The sequence below is a fragment of the Sphaerisporangium sp. NPDC051011 genome (genome assembly GCF_040653595.1).
Taxonomy (GTDB): domain Bacteria; phylum Actinomycetota; class Actinomycetes; order Streptosporangiales; family Streptosporangiaceae; genus Sphaerisporangium.
The window spans coordinates 68,529-83,426 of sequence record NZ_JBFAGG010000002.1 but is presented as its reverse complement, the minus strand read 5'-3'; the positions used below and the strand labels follow the sequence as shown (position 1 = coordinate 83,426).

Here is a 14,898-nt window from a genome sequence, read left to right as displayed (position 1 = left end):
CACCTCCGTAACCCCCAGACCGCACGTTTGCCATAGGCAAGGTGTGATCCCGCCGAGATCGTGGGTTGGCGGTCCGATCTGGGGCAGGGTTAGCTGAACACACACGTTGAGGCGAGCGACGGCGGCAAGGAGCCGAGGAGCGGTGAGCGACTGATGAACGCGGAGAACGCCGAGAACGCGGAGAACGCGGACCTGGACCTGGACCTGAACCGGCTGGCCGGCGGCGCGCACCACGATCCGCATTCGATCCTGGGCGCGCACCCCACCCCCGGCGGGCTGACCGTACGGGCGTTGAAGCCCCTGGCCAAGAAGGTCGAGCTCGTCCTCGACGACGGCGACCAGCGCGCGACCCACCAGATGACCCACCAGCGGTACGGCGTCTTCGCGGTGACGCTGCCGGGCGTGGACAAGATCCCGCCGTACCGCCTGCGGGTCACCTACGAGGGCGCCGAGCCGCTGGAGGTCGGCGACCCGTACCGCCACTGGCCCACCCTCGGCGAGGTCGACCTGCACCTGATCGGCGAGGGCCGCCACGAGCGCCTGTGGGAGGTACTCGGCGCCCGGGTGACGCGCCACGACGACGAGGACGGCACCGCCTTCTCCGTGTGGGCCCCGAACGCGCGCGGCGTCCGCGTCGAGGGCGGCTTCAACCACTGGAACGGCTCCGGCCACCCGATGCGGTCCCTCGGCCGGTCCGGCGTGTGGGAGCTGTTCGTCCCCGGCCTCGGACCGGGCGACCACTACAAGTTCTCCGTCCTCGGCGCCGACGGCGTCTGGCGGTCCAAGGCCGACCCGATGGCCCGGCGCACCGAGGTCCCGCCCGCGACCGCCTCGATCATCGAGGCCTCCACCTACGCCTGGGGCGACGAGGAGTGGATGCGCCGGCGGGCCGAGCGCGACAACCTCGCCGAGCCGATGGCCGCCTACGAGGTGCACCTCGGCTCCTGGCGCCCCGGCCTGTCCTACGCCGAGCTCGCGACCGAGCTGGTCGAGTACGTCCAGAACATGGGCTTCAGCCACGTCGAGTTCCTGCCCGTCGCCGAGCACCCCTTCGGCGGCTCCTGGGGCTACCAGATCAGCTCGTACTACGCCCCGACCGCGCGGTTCGGCACCCCCGACGAGTTCCGGCACCTCGTGGACAGCCTGCACGCGGCCGGCATCGGCGTCCTGCTCGACTGGGTGCCCGCCCACTTCCCCAAGGACGAGTGGGCGCTCGGCCGGTTCGACGGCACCCCGCTGTACGAGCACGCCGACCCCCGGCGCGGCACCCACCCGGAGTGGGGCACCTACATCTTCGACTACGGCCGCAACGAGGTGCGCAACTTCCTGGTCGCCAACGCGGCGTACTGGCTCAAGGAGTTCCACATCGACGGCCTGCGCGTGGACGCCGTCGCCTCGATGCTCTACCTCGACTACTCGCGGCGCGAGGGCGAGTGGACGCCCAACATCTACGGCGGGCGCGAGAACCTCGACGCGGTGGAGTTCCTCAAGGAGATGAACTCGGTCGCCTACCGCGAGGCGCCGGGCATCGTCACGATCGCCGAGGAGTCCACCGCCTGGCCCGGCGTGTCCCGTCCCGTCTACCTGGGCGGGCTCGGCTTCGGCTTCAAGTGGAACATGGGCTGGATGCACGACACGCTGGCCTACCTGCAGCACGAGCCGATCTTCCGCCAGTACCACCACCACCAGATGACGTTCTCGCTGATGTACGCCTACTCCGAGAACTTCGTCCTGCCGCTCTCGCACGACGAGGTCGTCCACGGCAAGGGCTCGCTGCTCGGGAAGATGCCCGGCGACGAGTGGCAGCGGTTCGCCAACCTGCGGGCCCTGCTCGCCTTCATGTGGGCCCACCCGGGCAAGAAGCTGCTGTTCATGGGCAGCGAGTTCGGCCAGGGCTCGGAGTGGTCCGAGGAGCGCGGGCTGGACTGGTGGGTGCTCGACTTCGAACCCCACCAGGGCGTCCAGAAGCTCGTGCGCGACCTCAACCGCGTGTACGGCGAGACGCGGGCGATGTTCTCGAGGGACCACTCGCCGGAGGGGTTCCAGTGGATCGACGCCGACGACGCCTCGGGCAACGTCTTCTCGTTCGTCCGCCACGGTGACGACGGGTCGATGGTGGCCTGCGTCGCCAACTTCTCCGGCCGGCCGCACGAGGAGTACATCCTCGGCCTGCCCGCCGGGGGGCACTGGGACGAGGTGGTCAACACCGACGCCTTCGACTACCACGGCAGCGGCGTCGGCAACTTCGGGTCGATCGAGGCGGTCGAGGAGCCGTGGCACGGGCTTCCGTACTCGGCCCGCCTGCGGGTGCCGCCGCTCGGGGCGCTGTGGCTGCGCCGCGCCGCGGAGCCCGTGACCGAGACCCCTGCGGCGGTGACCTCCGAGGCCGCCGTGGCCGAGGAGGCCGAGGAGGCCGAGGAGGCCGATGAGGCCGATGAGAACGCGGTCGAGGAGGACGTGTGACGGGCGGCGTGGTTCGCCAGGGGAAAACGCTGCGCCTCTTTACGCTCCACGTCGCCTAGGGTGTCGCTATGGACGCGACAAAGGCGATCATCGAATCGGTCGACCGGTTCCGGCAGAAGCGCACGGCCCCGTTGATCCTCGAGCTCGACCTCACCGAAGGGCTCGCCGAGGGGCCTCCCTCCGACCCGCTGGGGGCGCTCCTGTCCATGCGCAAGACCCGCCTGTCCGACGTGCTGGAGGGGCTGCGCCGCGCGCGTAAGGACCCGCGCGTCAAGGGCCTCGTCGTCAAGATCGGCGGACGGCCGCTCGGGCTGGCCCAGGTGCAGGAGCTGCGCACCGCGATCGTCCAGCTCCGGGCGGCGGGCAAGCTGACGGTGGCGTTCGCCGAGACCTTCGGCGAGTTCGGCGCGGGCACGGTCCCCTACTACCTGGCCAGCGCCTTCGAGAAGGTCTACCTCCAGCCGTCCGGCGACGTCGGGCTGACCGGCGTCAGCCTGGAGCAGCGGTTCCTCAAGAACGCCCTCGGCAAGATCGGCGTGGAGTACCAGATCGGCCAGCGGCACGAGTACAAGACCGCGGCCAACACGTACACCCAGGACCACATGACCGAGGCGCACCGCGAGTCCGCCGCCCGCATCGCCGAGTCGGTCATCGAGCAGATCGTCGCGGGCGTCGCCGAGGGGCGCGGCCTGCCGCCCGAGCGCGTCCGCGAGCTCATCGACCAGGGCCCGTTCATCGGCACCGAGGCGCTGGAGGCCGGGCTGGTCGACAAGCTCGCCTACCGCGACGAGGTGTACGACGAGATCCGCTCCGAGGGCGACCTGCTGCTGTACGTCTCGCGGTACGCCAAGGGGCCGATCTCGGGCAAGCTGCCCCACCCTGGCGAGCGGGTCGTGGCGCTGATCCACGGCAACGGCATGATCCGTCTCGGCCGCAGCGGGCGCAGCCCCCTCGGCGGCGGGGGCGCCATGGGGTCGGACACGATCAGCGCGGCGTTCCGCGCCGCCCGACGCGACGACAGCGTCCGGGCGGTCGTGTTCCGCGTGGACAGCCCCGGCGGGTCGTACGTCGCCTCGGACGTCGTCTGGCGCGAGGTCGTGCTCACGCGCAAGGCCGGCAAGCCGGTGATCATCTCGATGGGCGACCTCGCGGCCTCGGGCGGCTACTTCGTCTCCATGGCCGCCGACGTGATCGTCGCCCAGCCCGGCACGCTCACCGGCTCGATCGGCGTGTTCGGCGGCAAGCCGTCGGTGGCCGAGCTGCTCGACCGCATCGGCGTCACCTCCGAGTCGGTCGACGTCGGCGCCAACTCGGGCATGTTCTCCCCGAGCCGGGCCTACTCCGAGCCGCAGTGGGAGCGGGTGAACGCCTGGCTCGACCGCATCTACGACGACTTCGTGGGCAAGGTGGCCGAGGGGCGGGGCATCGGCCGCGACCGCGCACACGACCTGGCGCGCGGCCGGGTCTGGACGGGCGCGGACGCGTTCGACAGCGGGCTGGTCGACCAGCTCGGCAGCCTGGAGGACGCACTCGGACTGGCCCGCGGCCGCGCCGGCCTGCCGCAGAACGCCCCGGTCCGCACCTACCCGCGCGTGCACCCGCTGGAGCGCCTGCGTCCCGCCGAGTCCAGCGAGGACCGCGCGGCCGCGCTGAGCCGGGTCCGCCTGGAGGCCTGGGGGCCCCTCACCCGCCTGACCGCCGAGCTCGGCCTTCCGGCGTACGGCCCGCTGATGCTTCCCGGCCAGTGGACGATCCGCTGACCGGTCAGGCGATCCAGGCGGGCAGCAGCTTGTCGCCGTCGGGCAGGGCGCAGCCCGGCTTGACGTCCACCGCGTCGTCGATCGTGTAGGCCCTCGCCCCGGCGGGGGCCGCGGCGATCACCGACAGCCCGGTGCCGGCCGCCACCTGGCGGGGGACGTCGGCGGGCATGATGACGGTGTCTCCGGAGGTGATCGTGAAGGTCTCGTCGCCGAGGCGCACGGTGGCCGTGCCGGCGAGCACCGTCCACACCAGCTCGGCGTCGAAGGCGTGCGGCGGTCCGGCCTGCCCGGGTTCCATGTCGACGCGCCACAACGACAGGCCCGCGCCGCCCTGCGTGGGCGAGGCGAAGGTGGTCATGACGGCGTTGGGCGTCTCGGTCCTGCGGTTCTCGGCGTCGCGGATGACGGGCATGGGGTCTCCTCGGTATAATCGACAACTTGGTTGTCTAAAATGGTGAACGAGGTTGTCCATCGTGTCAAGTGACCCCCCGGGCTTCGAACTGCCCCTGAGACTGTTCCTCGGCTTCCGCACACTGGTCGACGAGCTCCACGCCGAGCTCGCCCGCCAGGGCCATCCGGATCTGCGGCCTATGCACGGGTTCGTCATGCAGGCCATCGGGACGCGCGGCACGACGGCCGCTGAGCTCGGCCGGCGGCTCGGTGTCTCCAAGCAGGCCGCCGGGAAGACGATCGACACGCTGGAGCGCCTCGGCTACGTCGAGCGGGGTACCGACCCCGGCGACGCCCGCCGCAAGGTCGTCCGCCTCAGCGCGCGCGGCGTCGACAGCCTCGCCCGCTCGGCCCGCATCTTCGACGACCTGCGCGCCCGCTGGGCCGCCGCCATCGGCGAGGACCGCCTCCGCGCCATGGAAGCCGACCTGCGCACCCTCACCCCGCCCGACTACTTCCGCGTGGACATCCCCGGCTGGTTCGGCGGCTACCAGTGACGACCGACTCGCAGCACTGCGGATTGGTTGATCGTCGTTCGGCCATCAGCACGGCACTACGAGTCGTTACTGTGTAGGCCGAGGCTCGTAAGGCCCGAGGCCAGACCGGAGCGATAAATCACTATGACCACCGCATCAGATGACAATCCACGCCAAGGCGACGTTTTGGGGATCGAGTACGAGTCACTCGAAGTGCCAATCGAGTACAGCTCCACCCATACCAGCACCGGAATCGAGTACGAGTCGATTGACGATATCAACGAGCCGTTCGACCCGGAGCGCATCGACGTCATCACACGCACGCCGACAGTCGATCTTCTGTTGTCCCGCATCCGAGACGACATGATCGATCTTGCACCGGACTTCCAACGCGCGGCGGGCATTTGGAATCAGGACAACCAAAGCAAGCTCATCGAATCCTTACTGCTTCGGATCCCGTTGCCCACCTTTTACGCGGCGGAAGACAGAAAGGGCGTCTGGGTCATCGTCGATGGCATCCAGCGGCTCACCACAATCGCAAGATTCATCGACCCGGAAAGCATCGGGCTGAAACCTCTGGCACTACAGAACCTTACATACCTACATCAATACAACGGCTATAGATACAAGGATCTCCCAGGCCGCCTGCGTATCCGCCTACGCGAAACCGAACTCGTACTCCACCTTATACGGCCCGGAACGCCTGAAGCGGTCAAGTTCAATATTTTCACTCGAATCAACACGGGGGGCCTGCCGCTGTCCCGCCAGGAACTTCGACATGCCCTGATACCCGGACCCGCGCGCATCCTACTTCGAGAACTCGCCGAGTCGAACGCGTTTCTCCGTGCGACAGCCGAAAGCATCAAATCCGAACGCATGGACGACCGCGAGATGGTACTGCGATTCATCGCGTTCCACTTGCTCGACGACATCGCAACCTACGACCAGCGAGACTTCGACCGATTTCTACGTAGCATGATGTCTTCGATCAACAGCCTGGGAGACAAAGCAATAAAAAGTCTCAGGAGCGAATTCCAGAAATCCATGGACGCCTCCTGGATACTCTTTGGAGCCTACGCGTTTCGCAAGCGCTCACGGCGCAGCGAGCTACGGCGACTACCCATCAACAAGGCTCTCTTCGAGGCCGTCGCCGTGAACCTGGCAAAGCGACCTGAGGAGAAAATCGTTTCTCTCATCCAGCGTAAGGATAGGCTGCAGGAGAAGTTCATCAAGCTTCTCCTGCATGACACTCAGTTCGAAGGGGCCATCTCCGTCAGCACCGGAGATCCCGCCAGGGTCCGCACCCGGTTTGCGGCAATCGACAAGCTGTTTCGCGAGGTGGAAAGTGCTTGACTCGATCGGTGTGACCAATTTTAAGGCATTTGCCCGCGCCGACATCCCCCTACTCCCATTCACCCTGCTGTCCGGCCTGAACAGCGCCGGCAAGAGCACCATCCTGCAATTACTGGCTCTACTGCGCCAATCGTCCGACGCCGGAGTACTCGAAGACGGCGATGGAAGAGGGCTCCTACTCAACGGAGACCTCGTGGAGCTCGGCACCGGGCGCGATGTGCTCCATGAGGACTACGTCGACACCGGAAGTGCGGGGCCCGAGATCGTCCTCAGACTACGCCAAGGCACCTCATCCAAGACCTGGAGCGCGGCCTACGGCTCCGAGAGCGATCTTCTACCGCTGAGCTCCGAGACTCCCCCGGGGCCCTTCGCCTCGCGCCTTTTCGGCAAAGGGTTTCAGTATCTCCGAGCCGACCGCCTGGGTCCGGCCGTAACCTATCCCAGATCACACGAGACTGCGGTGAGGAAGCGGTTTCTGGGAAGCCGAGGCGAACATGCGGTCAACTTCCTGCGCCACTACGCCGACGACCTGGTCCAGCACGAGTCACTCCTGCACCCAAATGCTGACTCCCCTTCTCTCCTCCATCAGACTGACGCATGGATGCGTGAGATATGCCCCGGCGTCAACCTCCAGGCATCCGGCGTTGAGAACACTGATCTCGTGCGCCTTACGTACCAGTTCGGCACTGCCGGTGTTGCTTCGAGCCAGCGTTACCGATCGACAAATGTCGGTTTTGGTCTTTCATACGTTCTGCCCATCCTGATCGCCTGCCTCACCGCAGAATCGGACAGTCTCATACTTTTGGAGAACCCTGAAGCACACCTGCACCCACGCGGGCAAACCTTGATGGCCACAGTGGCGGCGGCGGCCGTCGCAGCTGGCGGCCAGCTCATCGTGGAAACCCACAGCGATCATTTCTTGAACGGGCTCCGACTCGCGGTGAAAGCTGGCACAATTTCACACGACGCGGTGCAGCTGCTGTACTTTCAACGTAACTCTGATATGGAGCGCGGACGTCTGGTGCAGCCACAGATCGAGATCCACACACCCCGAATCGGTCCGGACGGCATGTTGTCGGAGTGGCCTCACGGGTTCTTCGACGAGTGGGAGCATTCGCTGGACCAGCTTCTGGGCTGACCGTCACAGACAAGGAGCCCCCCGGTTGTCTGTACTTCTCTGCCTCAACGAGCTCTCGTGCGCGTCCGAGGCCGACCACCGACGTGTGGACGCCGACATGGCGAGCTTCGTCGATCTCCTACGACTGTGTAAGCAATGGAGGGAGAATGTCGCGCTGGTCACAGCGGTTCAGCTCAAGGAACTGGAGCTCGCGCCCGGCTACCCCATCAGTGTATGGGCGGCAGATGGCCGAAACCGCGACAGGTGGCGCTTCATCCGAGGGCTACAGAATCGTGCGCCTTTCCGCACCGTGATCTCCGGAGACGTAGTGGATCAGGTCGAATACCAGGTCGACGGCACACGTGCCCACGGCGTGGGAACGGCGCACCTGGTCGACGGGCTTGCCGTCAGCCTGCCGGTCGAGCACCGCTGGGGTCACGCATGGCTCGGCGCGGACCGTAGCCTTCTGACGGAAGACACCGACGGGGAACTCACCCTGCGGAAGGACCAGGTCCACGTACGACATGCGTCAACGCCCGAACATCTCCGCGAACATGAGGAATGGGCGAAGAGCTCGGGTTACAACGCCGTTCGGACTGGCGCGGCGCTGTGGGAGTCCCGGTTTGATTTCTTCCCGCATCTCCGCTTCCTTCCGAGAGTGGCGCGAGATCTCCAGGGCCTGAGATACGACTGGGTAGTGCCTGTCCGCGAACGTCTCCTGGAGATGGAGTCAGCGGTCGCCAAGTGGGACATCACTAATTCTCCGACCCCCTCGTGGCGCTCGAAGGAGTCCGGTGAGGGTGAGACACGGCGCCGCCTTTGCCGATTCACCGATCTTGACGGCATAGAGCGAGAGTTCGTCGAGCACCTCCGCTTCACACCCGGACCGGGTCGGCTTCACTTCCGGCTGGTCCGAGAGGAGCGTGCCGCCGTCATCGCCTACATCGGGACAAAGATCCTCGGCTAATCCCGGGCCACGAACCTTTGGTCCCGTGGCACAGCGTTGCCGTGCGGCCCGCAACGGCATCAGCCAAAGCGGGCCACAGGCATGTGGCACCCGTTCTACTGCGAAGAGGTCGCGTGGCGGTGGGAGCCGGCGACCGAGCGGATCGTCACGTTGATGCGGTTCCAGGCGTTGATCTGGGCGATCGCCATGACGAGCGCGGCCAGGGACTGCTCGTCGTAGTGGTCGGCGGCGTCGTCCCACACATGGTCGGGCACGCCCTCGCTGTCGGCCAGCCGGGTCATGGACTCGGCCAGGGCCAGGGCGGCGCGCTCCTCGGCGGTGTAGTACGGCGCTTCCCTCCACCCCGCGAGCGCGTACAGCCGTTCATCGGTCTCGTCGGCGCGCTTGGCGTTGTGGTAGTGCATGTCCAGGCAGAACCCGCAGCCGTTGATCTGGCTGGCCCGGATCTTCACCAGCTCCAGCGTGCTGTGCGGGACGCCGCTCTGCGCGAGGTACGCCTCGACCTGCTGCATCGCGCGGTAGCCACCGGCGGCGATCTTCGCGAAGTTGTTCACACGTGGCTGCATTGCCGTCTCCTGTCATTCGTGGTCTCCGCACGGCGGGCCGCCGTACGGATGTGTCCGGGTGTGGGGCAGTCTCGCGCGCCCGGCGGTCGCCACCGTCCGGCCCGCGAGCATTCGCCCGCATTTCGTGATGTACGCCGGGGAATCTGGACGTTTTGTATCCGGTTTCATCGCCTACGTGTGCGCCGATCGTCCCCATGTGCATTGGTCAGCCCCGCCCGTACCAGCGCCGGACGCCCTCGCCCAGGTTCGGCACGTGACGTTCGGCCGCCGCCGCGACCTCGGCCAGCGTCTGCGCCGCCAGCGCACGCCGGTAGGCCGGCTCGGCCTTACGCATGGCGGTCGAAACGGCGGCGACGGCGCCCCGAACGGTCATGTGACGGACTTGTAGCGGCCGCGCATGCGTACCAGGGGTGGGAGGGACGGGTCCACGTAGTCGACGGCGAGGACCTGCGCCAGGAAGAGGGTGTGGTCGCCGGCGGGGATGACGCGAGCAGTCTCGGCCTCCAGCGCGGCGACACCACCGTCGATGACGAACGCCTCCGTGTGGTGGCCCCGGTGGTGGGGGGTGCCGGCCACGAGGAGACGGGCACTCGGGCGGCCGGGCGTGGCGAAGCGGCTGGCGATCACGGCCTGGCCGCCGGAGAGCAGGCTCGCGGCCCAGCGGTCCTGGCGCAACATCACCTCGCACAGATACCCCGAGGCTGTGAGGCTGACCAGCACCATCGGCGGGTCCGCGGAGAGCGACGCGAAGGTGGTGACGGTCGTCCCGATGTCGTCACGCCCATCACGGATGGTGACCACGGCCACCCCCGCGACAAGCTGCCTCATCGCCTCCGTGAACTCGTTCATGTCCCCCACTCCTACCACTGGTCACCACCGGACAACGCCCCCCGGCCGATCACCTCCATCGGTTATGACGGCGCAGGTGTCGCTCGCGTGGCGGCGTCGGTGAGGGTGTACTCCACACTCACAGGGGCGCCGCCTTCGGTGGAGTAGGCGGTGGCGGTCAGGAGCAGGTCGCCGGATTCCGTACGGACGAGGTCGGGGGCCTCCGGGGCTCGGAGCCCGGGCGGGAGTGGCAGGGTGCGCTTGCTCCATCGCCCGTCGCGGTGGTGGAGCATGATGAGCGGTTCCCCCTCCCGGCGGGCACTGATCCACAGGCCGCCCTCCCCGTCGGGAACCCCCTCGCCGAGGTCCGTGCCGCGGATCTTGAGGTCGAGGAGCCTCCAGGAGCGGCCGTCCCAGTGCATCACGACCTCGCGGTGGTGGACCCACTGGTCGCAGCAGAGATTTGTGGTGACCGTCCCGACGGCCCAGACGTCATCGGCCGCGAGCGCGACGATGTCGCTCAGCAGGGCCCCAGGATCCTCCCCGCCGGCGGAGTCGGGCATCGGCACATCAGGGACCGAGGCCGGTGACCACGCGCGGCCGTCCCAGTGCACGATCTTCCCGTCGAACAGGCCCCAGACGTCGTCCCGCCCCACGGGCGCGAGCCGCACCACGTTCGCGGGGACGGGGACGCGCGTCCATTCGCGCCCGTTCCAGTGCACCACCACCCCGCTGGGACCGGTCGGATCGACCGGCATCGGCGGACCCATGATCGTGCCCGCGATCCAGAGATCGTCGGACGCCATGCCGTCGATGTCTCCGACGTAGAAGCCTTCCGGGAGTCGCGGGGTCATGCTCCGCCGGCGCGACCCGTCCCAGTGGGTCACCTCCAGGTCGTCGCCCCTGCTGAACTTCCAGACGTCGTCGCGGGCGAACTTCTTCACGATGTCCGGCTCGTCAGGACCGCCGTCAGAAGAGCGGGGACCGGAGGCCACCCAGCGCGCGGAATCCTCGGGCAGGGGAACGCTGAGGGGGACGTCCTCGCCGTGGGCACACGCCTGCGGCGCGCACGGGTCGCCGAACAGCGCCCAGAAGCACCCGCACAGGACCACGATCACGGCTATTAGAGACGCGACAACCCACCGCATAGGACGATCATCCGGCACGAGAGCCGTCACGGACCGGAGAATACGCGAAAGGTCCTCCCGGTATTCCGGAAGGACCTTTCGGAGATCGGATCGTCAGGGATGGGCACCGGCGACCGGTCTCATCGACGAGGCGAGGGGAGACGGCCACCGGCACGCGGACGGCCCGGGGGTCAGCCGAGGCCGTTCTGGGTCAGCCAGTCCTTGGCGACGGCCGGGGGGTCGTCCTTGTCGACGGCGACGCGCTTCATCATGTCGACCAGCGCGGTCGTGTCGAGCTTGGCGGAGATGGCGTTGAGCGTCGTGCGCACGGTGTCGTCGGTGCCGGCCTTGTTGACCAGCGGCGTGACGTTCTGGGCGCTGAAGACGCTCTTCGGGTCCTGCAGCGACACCAGGCCGTTGATCAGGATCTTGGGGTCGGTGGTGAAGACGTTGCCCACCTGGACGGCGCCGCTCTTGATGGCGTCGGCCGTGGTGTCGCCGGTGGGCTTCCACTCCTTGAACGTCAGGCCGTACACGTCCTTGAACTGGGCCTCGCGGCGCTTCTTGAACTCCGGCGGGCCGCCGACGACGAAGTCCTTGGAGACCTTGGCCAGGTCCTCGATGGTGGTCAGGCCGTTCTTCTGGGCGGTCTCCTTGGTGACGGACAGCGAGTCGTTGTCCTCGGCCGCGGAGGAGTCCAGGAGCTCCAGTTCGGCGGGCAGCTTGGACTTGAGCTCGGCGTCGACGTCGTCCTTGCTGGCGGCGGTGCTCTTGGGGTCGATGAAGCTCAGCAGGCCGCCGTTGTACTCGGGCAGGATGGTCAGCGCGCCGGACTTGATCTGGTCGTAGATGACCTCACGGCTGCCGATGTTGAACTTCTCCTCCACCTGGACGCCCTTGGCCTGCAGGGCCTGGGAGTAGATGGAGGCGAGGAGGACGTTCTCGGGGAAGTTGGCGGAGCCGACGACGACCTTGGCGGCCTCGGCGGGGGCGGAGCCGGACGTGCTCGGGGCCGAACCGGCGCTCGTTGTGCTGAGCGGATCCCCGCCGCCTCCGCACGCTCCTAGAGTTAACACCGCGGCGGCCGTGACCGCCACGGTGGCGAAGATTCGCCTCATCGTGCAATTTCCTTCCATTTCAGTAGGTAATGAGACTAGCGGACGCGGGCCCGCTGGCTCACCCCCGGTGAGACGACGACTCGCTGCAACAGCGCGAAGGCGAGCTGCACGACGAGCGCCAGCGCGGCGACCAGCACCGCGCCGCCGATCGTGCTGGGAAAGTCCTTGGTCGCGAGACCGTCGATGATGTAGCGCCCCAGCCCGCCGAGGCCGACATACGCGGCGACGGTGGCGGTCGCGACCACCTGGATCGCGGCGATGCGCAGGCCGAGCAGGATCAGCGGCAGCGCGACGGGGACGAGCACCCGCAGCAGCACCTGCCCCCCGCGCAGGCCCATGCCGTACGCGGCGTCGCGCAGGTCCTCGTCGACGCCGCGGATGCCCTCGTAGGTGTTGACCAGGATCGGCGGGACCGCGAGGGCGACCAGCGGCAGCAGCACGGGCCATGTGGTGCCGACGCCCGCCAGCAGGACGATCAGCACGACCAGGCCGAGGGTCGGCAGCGCGCGGGCGGCGTTGGCGGCGACGACCACCAGGACGGCCCCGCGCCGGGTGTGGCCGATCAGCAGGCCGAGCGGGATCGCGATGGCCATGGCCAGGAGCAGCGCGGCGAAGGAGAACTCGACGTGCTCCAGCAGGCGGACCGGGATGCCGCCGGAGCCGGACCAGTTCGCGGAGTCGCCGAAGAAGTCGATCAGCCAGTTCACGCGGTCCTCCTCGCGCGGGCCCAGGGCGTCAGCAGGCGCTGCGCGAGGACGATCAGCCCGTCCGCGAGCACGGCCAGGGCCACCACCAGCACGATGCCGACGACGATCGGCGTGTAGAACTGGCGCTGCCAGCCGTCGATGAACAGGTAGCCGAGCCCTCCGCGGCCGATCAGCGCGCCGACGCTGACGAGGCTGATGCTGGACACCGTGGCCACCCGCAGGCCGGCGAGCACGACCGGCACCGCGATGGGCAGGTCGACCTGGAGCAGCCGCCGCATCGGCCCGAACCCCATGGCGACGGCCGACTGGCGCACGCTGTCGGGCACGGCCCCGAGCCCGTCCACCACCGCCGGGATGAGCACGGCCAGCGAGTAGAACGTCAGCGGGACGATCACGGTGGTGCGCTCGGCGAGGCCCGTGATCGGGATCAGCACGATGAAGACGGCGAGTGACGGCAGAGAGTAGACGACGTTCATGAGCCCGACCGTGGGCTGGTAGAGCACCCGCCAGCGCGCGCTCGCCAGGCCAAGCGGAAGTGCGATGACCAGGCCGAGCACCACCGGGATCAGCGCCATCACGATGTGGTCGATGAGGAGCTGCTGGATGCTGGGCCAGTTGCGGCCGATCCAGTCCCAGCGGACCAGCGGCTCGGTGTCACCCATCGCCCGGCACCCGCCCCGCTCGCCGCAGGGCCTCGTCCAGCGCCTCCCGGGTGACGACGCCGGCGAACCGGCCGTCGCCGTCGACCGCGATGGCGGACCCGGGCGGCGCGAGCAGGGCGGCGTCCAGCGCGGCGCGCAGCGAGTCCTTCTTGAGGTCGAACGTCCCGAACGGCTGGAGCCCGTCGCCGCCGTCCGCGCGCCAGCCGATGGGGCGGCCGTCCTCGTCCAGCGCGACCGACCAGCCGGGGACGCCGCGCTCGGTGCTCACGACGAGGCCGGAGGCCGGGACGAACGACAGGCGGCGGATGCCGCGGTCCTTGCCGAGGAAGCCCTCGACGAACGCGTCGGCGGGTTCGGCGAGCAGCGTCGCGGGCGCGGCCATCTGCGCGAGGCGCCCGCCGACGCGCATCACCGCGACGGTGTCGCCGAGCTTGATGGCCTCGTCGATGTCGTGGGTGACGAACACGATCGTCTTGTTCAGCTCGGACTGAAGGCGCAGCAGTTCGTCCTGCAGGCTGGTGCGCACCACGGGGTCGACGGCGCTGAACGGCTCGTCCATGAGCAGCACCGGCGGGTCGGCGGCGAGCGCCCTGGCCACGCCGACGCGCTGCTGCTGCCCGCCGGAGAGCTGGAACGGGTAGCGCTCCGCCAGCTTGGTGTCCAGCCCGACGCGTTCGAGCAGCTCCATCGCCCGCGCGCGGGCCTTCTTCTTATCCCAGCCGAGCAGGTAGGGGACGGTGGCGACGTTGTCCACGATCTTGCGGTGCGGGAACAGGCCGGCCTGCTGGATCACGTAGCCGATGCCCCGGCGCAGGGTCGGCGGGTCGATCGTGCGGACGTCCTGGTCGTCCAGGAGGATGCGCCCGTCGGTCGCGTCGATCATGCGGTTGATCATGCGGAGCGAGGTGGTCTTGCCGCAGCCGGACGGCCCGACGAACACCGTGATGGCCCCGTCGGGCACCTGGAGGCTGAGATTGTCGACGGCCACCGTGCCGTCCCCATAGCGCTTGGTGACGCCTTCGAATGTGATCACGCACGACCTCGTGCTTCTCGGCCGGGTCCATCAGGCCCGGAATCGTCGAGCCGGTTGCACCCGGCTACCACCCGCTCGGCAGCCCCCACGGTAGGTGACGGCCCGACCGCGGGTCCACTTGATCTCCCCCGGCCACAGCCTACGGTGATCGGCACCATCTGTCCCAGGACACTACTCATACCAAAGTTGTCGGGATTACCGAAAAGGGGGAACGGCCACCGGGACACCGCGTCTAGCTGGTACTTTCGCGATATCTATCAAACTTGCATCG

General features: G+C 68.1%; 15 protein-coding genes. 6 read left to right on the top strand and 9 right to left on the bottom strand.

Annotation, left to right across the window (positions count from 1 at the left end; all coding sequences use genetic code 11):
- Nucleotides 1-153 precede the first annotated feature (153 nt).
- Together glgB and AB0H21_RS04540 are read left to right on the top strand one after the other, a co-directional pair.
- On the top strand, nt 154-2,463 hold the full coding sequence (glgB, locus tag AB0H21_RS04545) for a 1,4-alpha-glucan branching protein GlgB (RefSeq protein WP_358511627.1): 2,310 nt from the start codon (nt 154-156) through the stop codon (nt 2,461-2,463).
- A gap of 68 nt (nt 2,464-2,531) precedes the next feature.
- The gene (locus AB0H21_RS04540) at nt 2,532-4,223 is read left to right on the top strand and encodes a S49 family peptidase (RefSeq protein ID WP_358511624.1); all 1,692 of its coding nucleotides are present in this window, start codon (nt 2,532-2,534) and stop codon (nt 4,221-4,223) included.
- 4 nt (nt 4,224-4,227) lie between these two features.
- On the opposite strand, the gene AB0H21_RS04535 is transcribed toward AB0H21_RS04540, so the two are convergent.
- Nucleotides 4,228-4,635, bottom strand: a complete 408-nt coding sequence (locus AB0H21_RS04535; RefSeq protein WP_358511621.1) for a cupin domain-containing protein — start codon at nt 4,633-4,635, stop codon at nt 4,228-4,230.
- 61 nt (nt 4,636-4,696) lie between these two features.
- Here AB0H21_RS04535 and AB0H21_RS04530 point away from each other — a divergent pair, with 61 nt between their 5' ends.
- The 4 genes from AB0H21_RS04530 to AB0H21_RS04515 all read left to right on the top strand — a co-directional run bounded on the left by AB0H21_RS04530 (nt 4,697) and on the right by AB0H21_RS04515 (nt 8,586).
- Nucleotides 4,697-5,170: a MarR family winged helix-turn-helix transcriptional regulator gene (locus AB0H21_RS04530; RefSeq protein ID WP_358511618.1), complete on the top strand. Its 474-nt coding sequence runs from the start codon at nt 4,697-4,699 to the stop codon at nt 5,168-5,170.
- Nucleotides 5,171-5,293: 123 nt separating this feature from the next.
- On the top strand, nt 5,294-6,502 hold the full coding sequence (locus AB0H21_RS04525; protein WP_358511615.1) for a DUF262 domain-containing protein: 1,209 nt from the start codon (nt 5,294-5,296) through the stop codon (nt 6,500-6,502).
- Complete coding sequence (locus AB0H21_RS04520) at nt 6,495-7,640, top strand: DUF3696 domain-containing protein (RefSeq protein WP_358511612.1); 1,146 nt, start codon at nt 6,495-6,497, stop codon at nt 7,638-7,640. The genes AB0H21_RS04525 and AB0H21_RS04520 overlap by 8 nt, the downstream gene beginning before the upstream one ends.
- A gap of 25 nt (nt 7,641-7,665) precedes the next feature.
- Nucleotides 7,666-8,586: a hypothetical protein gene (locus tag AB0H21_RS04515; RefSeq protein ID WP_358511609.1), complete on the top strand. Its 921-nt coding sequence runs from the start codon at nt 7,666-7,668 to the stop codon at nt 8,584-8,586.
- 95 nt (nt 8,587-8,681) lie between these two features.
- Here the strand turns inward: AB0H21_RS04515 and AB0H21_RS04510 are convergent, their stop codons facing one another.
- The 8 genes from AB0H21_RS04510 to AB0H21_RS04475 form a co-directional block, all read right to left on the bottom strand.
- Nucleotides 8,682-9,152 carry a carboxymuconolactone decarboxylase family protein gene (locus tag AB0H21_RS04510; RefSeq protein WP_358511607.1) on the bottom strand — a complete coding sequence of 157 codons (471 nt, stop codon included), beginning with the start codon at nt 9,150-9,152 and terminating at the stop codon, nt 8,682-8,684.
- A 205-nt stretch (nt 9,153-9,357) separates the two neighbouring features.
- Nucleotides 9,358-9,525, bottom strand: a complete 168-nt coding sequence (locus AB0H21_RS04505) for a hypothetical protein (protein ID WP_358511604.1) — start codon at nt 9,523-9,525, stop codon at nt 9,358-9,360.
- Complete coding sequence (locus tag AB0H21_RS04500; RefSeq protein WP_358511601.1) at nt 9,522-10,001, bottom strand: flavin reductase family protein; 480 nt, start codon at nt 9,999-10,001, stop codon at nt 9,522-9,524. Before AB0H21_RS04500 ends, AB0H21_RS04505 begins: the two co-directional genes overlap by 4 nt.
- Before the next feature lie 62 nt (nt 10,002-10,063).
- Entirely contained in the window at nt 10,064-11,128 is a 1,065-nt protein-coding gene (locus AB0H21_RS04495) for a hypothetical protein (RefSeq protein WP_358511598.1), read from the bottom strand.
- Between the two features lie 170 nt (nt 11,129-11,298).
- The gene (locus AB0H21_RS04490; protein WP_358511595.1) at nt 11,299-12,225 is read right to left on the bottom strand and encodes an ABC transporter substrate-binding protein; all 927 of its coding nucleotides are present in this window, start codon (nt 12,223-12,225) and stop codon (nt 11,299-11,301) included.
- A 35-nt stretch (nt 12,226-12,260) separates the two neighbouring features.
- Nucleotides 12,261-12,932 (bottom strand): ABC transporter permease subunit, encoded by a 672-nt coding sequence (locus tag AB0H21_RS04485; RefSeq protein ID WP_358511592.1) that lies wholly within the window; start codon nt 12,930-12,932, stop codon nt 12,261-12,263.
- Complete coding sequence (locus AB0H21_RS04480; RefSeq protein WP_358511590.1) at nt 12,929-13,594, bottom strand: ABC transporter permease; 666 nt, start codon at nt 13,592-13,594, stop codon at nt 12,929-12,931. The genes AB0H21_RS04485 and AB0H21_RS04480 overlap by 4 nt, the downstream gene beginning before the upstream one ends.
- On the bottom strand, nt 13,587-14,627 hold the full coding sequence (locus tag AB0H21_RS04475) for an ABC transporter ATP-binding protein (RefSeq protein ID WP_358511587.1): 1,041 nt from the start codon (nt 14,625-14,627) through the stop codon (nt 13,587-13,589). Before AB0H21_RS04475 ends, AB0H21_RS04480 begins: the two co-directional genes overlap by 8 nt.
- Nucleotides 14,628-14,898 lie beyond the last annotated feature (271 nt).

What these genes read in the sequence shown, in the direction of transcription:
- glgB (WP_358511627.1), top strand. Translation starts at nt 154, where the DNA reads ATGAACGCGGAGAACGCCGAGAACGCGGAGAACGCGGACCTGGACCTG.
- AB0H21_RS04540 (WP_358511624.1), top strand. Translation starts at nt 2,532, where the DNA reads ATGGACGCGACAAAGGCGATCATCGAATCGGTCGACCGGTTCCGGCAG.
- AB0H21_RS04535 (WP_358511621.1), bottom strand. Translation starts at nt 4,635, where the DNA reads ATGCCCGTCATCCGCGACGCCGAGAACCGCAGGACCGAGACGCCCAAC.
- AB0H21_RS04525 (WP_358511615.1), top strand. Translation starts at nt 5,294, where the DNA reads ATGACCACCGCATCAGATGACAATCCACGCCAAGGCGACGTTTTGGGG.
- AB0H21_RS04510 (WP_358511607.1), bottom strand. Translation starts at nt 9,152, where the DNA reads ATGCAGCCACGTGTGAACAACTTCGCGAAGATCGCCGCCGGTGGCTAC.
- AB0H21_RS04505 (WP_358511604.1), bottom strand. Translation starts at nt 9,525, where the DNA reads ATGACCGTTCGGGGCGCCGTCGCCGCCGTTTCGACCGCCATGCGTAAG.
- AB0H21_RS04500 (WP_358511601.1), bottom strand. Translation starts at nt 10,001, where the DNA reads ATGAACGAGTTCACGGAGGCGATGAGGCAGCTTGTCGCGGGGGTGGCC.
- AB0H21_RS04495 (WP_358511598.1), bottom strand. Translation starts at nt 11,128, where the DNA reads ATGCGGTGGGTTGTCGCGTCTCTAATAGCCGTGATCGTGGTCCTGTGC.
- AB0H21_RS04490 (WP_358511595.1), bottom strand. Translation starts at nt 12,225, where the DNA reads ATGAGGCGAATCTTCGCCACCGTGGCGGTCACGGCCGCCGCGGTGTTA.
- AB0H21_RS04480 (WP_358511590.1), bottom strand. Translation starts at nt 13,594, where the DNA reads ATGGGTGACACCGAGCCGCTGGTCCGCTGGGACTGGATCGGCCGCAAC.